At 67.3% G+C, this 3,949-nt stretch carries 4 protein-coding genes and 1 pseudogene; all 5 read right to left on the bottom strand.

Annotated elements, in window-relative coordinates; all coding sequences use genetic code 11:
* The coding region (locus B3E94_RS06010; RefSeq protein ID WP_286912711.1) for an NAD(P)H-dependent oxidoreductase at positions 1-139 on the bottom strand (139 nt) is incomplete at its 3' end.
* A 9-nt stretch (positions 140-148) separates the two neighbouring features.
* A complete protein-coding gene (locus B3E94_RS06005) occupies positions 149-1,783 on the bottom strand; it encodes an ABC transporter ATP-binding protein (RefSeq protein WP_286912710.1) in 1,635 nt (544 codons plus the stop codon).
* Between the two features lie 2 nt (positions 1,784-1,785).
* Positions 1,786-2,613 (bottom strand): ABC transporter permease, encoded by an 828-nt coding sequence (locus B3E94_RS06000; RefSeq protein WP_176518191.1) that lies wholly within the window; start codon positions 2,611-2,613, stop codon positions 1,786-1,788.
* A gap of 3 nt (positions 2,614-2,616) precedes the next feature.
* On the bottom strand, positions 2,617-3,576 hold the full coding sequence (locus B3E94_RS05995) for an ABC transporter permease (RefSeq protein ID WP_176518189.1): 960 nt from the start codon (positions 3,574-3,576) through the stop codon (positions 2,617-2,619).
* A 52-nt stretch (positions 3,577-3,628) separates the two neighbouring features.
* Positions 3,629-3,949, bottom strand: a pseudogene (locus B3E94_RS05990) (peptide ABC transporter substrate-binding protein); the annotation flags it as partial.

The following is a 3,949-nucleotide window of genomic DNA, read 5'->3' as shown; positions in this document are numbered from 1 at the left end:
CCGGGTTCCAGCCCATGGCGTAGAGGTCGCTGACCTGCACCTCGTGGCCCTGGGCGCGGAAGGTTTCCAGCGCCTGGTCACGCAGCGCGGCAGTGAACGACTGGGGCTCGGGGTGAGCGTGGACGATCAAGACTTTCATGGGCAATCCTCAAACTGTTGCCAAGGGGGAAGTGGGGTTGCGCGCCGCCAGCAGGCGGTCGAGCCAGTCGGGGTCCATCTCCGGCTCGCAGGAGAACAGCAACCCGGTGTAGTCACGGAACGGCGGCTGGAAGATCGCCTCGCGGCTGCCGTGGTCGACCACCCGCCCGCGCTGCATCACCAGCACCTCGTCGGCGATGGCGCGCACGGTGGCCACGTCATGGGTGATGAACAGGTACGCCACGCCCAGCTCGCGCTGGATGCGGTCGAGCAGTTTCAGCACGCCCTCGGCCACCAGCTGGTCGAGCGCCGAGGTCACCTCGTCGCAGATGATCAGTTGCGGCTCGGCCGCCAGCGCGCGGGCGATGCACACCCGCTGCTTCTGCCCGCCGGACAGCTCGCGGGGCAGGCGGTCCAGGTACTTGGCCGGCTCCAGGTCGATCATCCGCAAAAGCTCGGCAACCCGCTCGCGCAGCGCCTTGCCCTTGAGGCCCAGGTAGAAGCTCAATGGCCGGCCAATGATGTCGACGATGCGCTGGCGTGGGTTGAGCGCCGTGTCGGGGATCTGGTAGATCATCTGGATGCGCCGCAGCTGCTCCTTGCTGCGCTGGCGATAGTCCGCCGGCAGCGCCTGGCCGTCATACAGCACCTGGCCCGAGGTGGGCTGCAGCAGGCCGCTGATCAGCCGCGCCGTGGTGCTCTTGCCACTGCCCGACTCGCCGATCACCGCCAGGGTCTGGCCGCGAAAGAGTTTCAGCGACACCTCGTGCAGCACCGGCTGATGGCCATAGCTGGCGTCGACCTTGCGCACCTCGAGCAAGGGCTTTTCGTCGCGCGGGCAGGCCTTGGCCGAGGTGTGGAAGTTGCGCACCGCCCACAGCGACTGGGTGTAGGCCTGCTGCGGCGCGCTGAGCATGGTGCGGGTCTGCGCCTCCTCCACCAGGCTGCCGTGGCGCAGCACCATGATGCGGTCGGCCATCTGCGCCACCACCGCCAGGTCGTGGCTGATGTACAGCGCGGCGCTGCCGAAGGTTTTCACCGCATCGCGGATCGCCGCCAGCACTTCGATCTGGGTGGTGACGTCGAGCGCCGTGGTGGGTTCGTCGAAGACGATCAGGTCCGGGTGGCAGGCCATGGCCATGGCAGTCATTACCCGCTGCAACTGGCCTCCGGAGAGCTGGTGCGGGTAGCGCTGGCCGATGTGCTCAGGGTCCGGCAGGCGCAGGATGCGGTACAGCTCCACGGCCTCGGCTTCGGCCTTGGCGCGGTCGATACCCCCGTTGATCACGGCGGTTTCCACGTGCTGGTCGATCAGCCGGTGCGCCGGGTTGAACGAGGCAGCGGCGCTCTGCGCGACATAGGCGATGCGCAGGCCGCGCAGCTTGCGCAGGGTTTCGGCGCTGGCCTGGAGCAGCTCGATGCCATCGAACCGCACGCTACCGCCGGTGATGCGGCAGCCATCGCGCACATACCCCATGGAGGCCAGGCCCAAGGTCGACTTGCCGGCCCCGGACTCGCCGATCAGCCCCAGCACTTCGCCGCGCTTCAAGGTCAGGTCAATGCCCTTGATCAGCGGGTGCCAGGCGTTCTCGTAGTGGCCTTCGATGCGCAGGTCGCTTATTTGCAGCAAGGTATCGTTGCTCATGCTCAGCACTCCTTCAGGCCACTGGACAGGTGCAGCACCCAATCGACGACGAAGTTCACGCTCACCGTGATCAACGCCACCGCCAGGGCCGGAAGCAGCGGGCTGATGTCACCGAAGGTGATCAGCACCGCGTTGTCGCGCACCATGCTGCCCCAGTCGGCGGTCGGCGGCTGGATGCCAAGGCCGAGGAACGACAAGGCGCTGATGAACAGGAAGACGAAGCAGAAACGCAGGCCGAACTCGGCGATCAGCGGCGCCGCAGCGTTGGGCAGCACCTCGCGGGTGACCAGCCACCACAGCCCTTCCCCGCGCAACCGCGCCGCCTCGACGAAATCCTGCACCACCACGTTCATCGCCACCGCCCGCGACAGGCGGAACACCCGCGTGGCATCGAGCAGCGCGATCACCAGCACCAGCGAGGTGGCGGTGGTGCCGACCACGCTGAGGATCAGCAAGGCGAAGATCAGTTGCGGGATGGCCATCAGGATGTCGACCACACGCGACAGCCCCTGGTCGATCCAGCCGCCCTTGATCGCCGCCACCAGCCCGCACAGGCCGCCCAGCAGGAACGCAAGGCTGGTGGTCAGGAAGGCGATGCCCAGGGTGTTGCGGGCGCCGTACAGCAGGCGGCTGAACATGTCGCGGCCAAGGTTGTCGGTGCCCAGCAGAAATTGCGGGCCCCAGGGCGCGAAGCCCTCGCCGACCACCTGGGTTTCGCCGTAAGGCGCCAGCAGCGGCGCGAACAGCGCCACCACGATGTAGGCAACGATCACCAGCAGGCCGAACTTGGCGCTCAAGGGTGCGCGCAGCAGAGGTGTGATCAGGCTCATGGACTACCCCTTCGGATGCATCAGGCGTGGGTTGCTGGCGATCGACAGCACGTCGGCGCCGGTGTTGAGCAGGATGTAGGTGCCGGCGAAGATCAGGCTGCAGGCCTGCACCACCGGGATGTCGCGCTTGGCCACCGAGTCCACCAGCAACTGGCCCAGCCCCGGGTAGACGAACACCACCTCCACCACCACCACGCCCACCACCAGGTACGCCAGGTTCAGCGCCACCACGTTGACGATCGGCGCCAGCGCATTGGGCAAGGCGTGCTTGAAGATGATCCGTGCCGGCGACACGCCCTTGAGCCGGGCCATCTCGATGTAGGGGCTGGCCAGCAGGTTGATCAGCGAGGCGCGGGTCATGCGCATCATCTGCGCGATCACCACCAGGCTCAGGGTCGCCACCGGCAGCACCGACACCTGCAGCACCTCGCCAAGCGAGGCATCCGGCGCCAGGCTGGAGATGCCCGGCAGCCATTCGAGCTTCACCGCGAACACCAGGATCAGGATGTAGGCGACGAAGAACTCGGGGAACGACACCGCGCTCAGCGCCCCGGTATTGAGCAGCCGGTCGAACCAGCTGTTGCGGTACAACGCCGCGAGCATGCCCAGCAGCAGCGCCGTCGGCACCGAGAACAGCGCCGCCAGCAGGGCCAGGCTGAAGGTGTTGCCCAGGCGCGTGCCGACCAGTTCGGCGATCGGCCGCTGGTTGGCCAGCGACACGCCCAGGTCACCGTGCAGCAGGCGCCAGGCCCAGTTGACGAAGCGCTGCAGCGCCGGCAGGTCGAGCCCAAGCTGGGCGCGAAATGCCGCCACCGTTTCCGGGGTGGCCGACTGGCCGAGCATGGCCTGGGCGATATCGCCCGGCAGCATGCCGACGGCCAGGAAGATCACCACCGAGACCGCAAACAGCGACAACAGGCCCAGGGCCAGGCGCTGCACAAGCAGTTTGCCAAGATTGTTCACCGTACAACTCCTTCACTGGATGCAGGGTTCAGCCTTGCGAAACGCGACCGGTTCAGGCCTGCCACCAACGCTCGATCACCCGCAGCCCATCCAGCTCGCCATAGGGCGCGGTCAGCGGGCCATGGGCCACGCGGCTGGAGCGGGCAGCGACGGAGCTGGCGAACAGCGGCACGATCGCCCCGCCGTCATCGCGGCACAGCGCCTGCATCTCGTTGTACATCTCGCGGCGCAGCGGCTCGTTCATCTCGCCGCGGGCGGCGTTGAGCAGCTGGTTGAAGCGCGGGTTGTCCCAGTGTGTCTCGTTCCACGCCGCGCCCTTGGCGTAGCCGATGCTGAACATGCGGTCGGCGGTGAGGCTGGAGTACCAGAACGA

It is taken from the genome of Pseudomonas sp. UBA6315 (assembly GCF_002438125.1).
Taxonomy (GTDB): Bacteria; Pseudomonadota; Gammaproteobacteria; order Pseudomonadales; family Pseudomonadaceae; genus Aquipseudomonas; species Aquipseudomonas faucium.
This window is presented reverse-complemented; position numbering and strand designations above follow the sequence as displayed.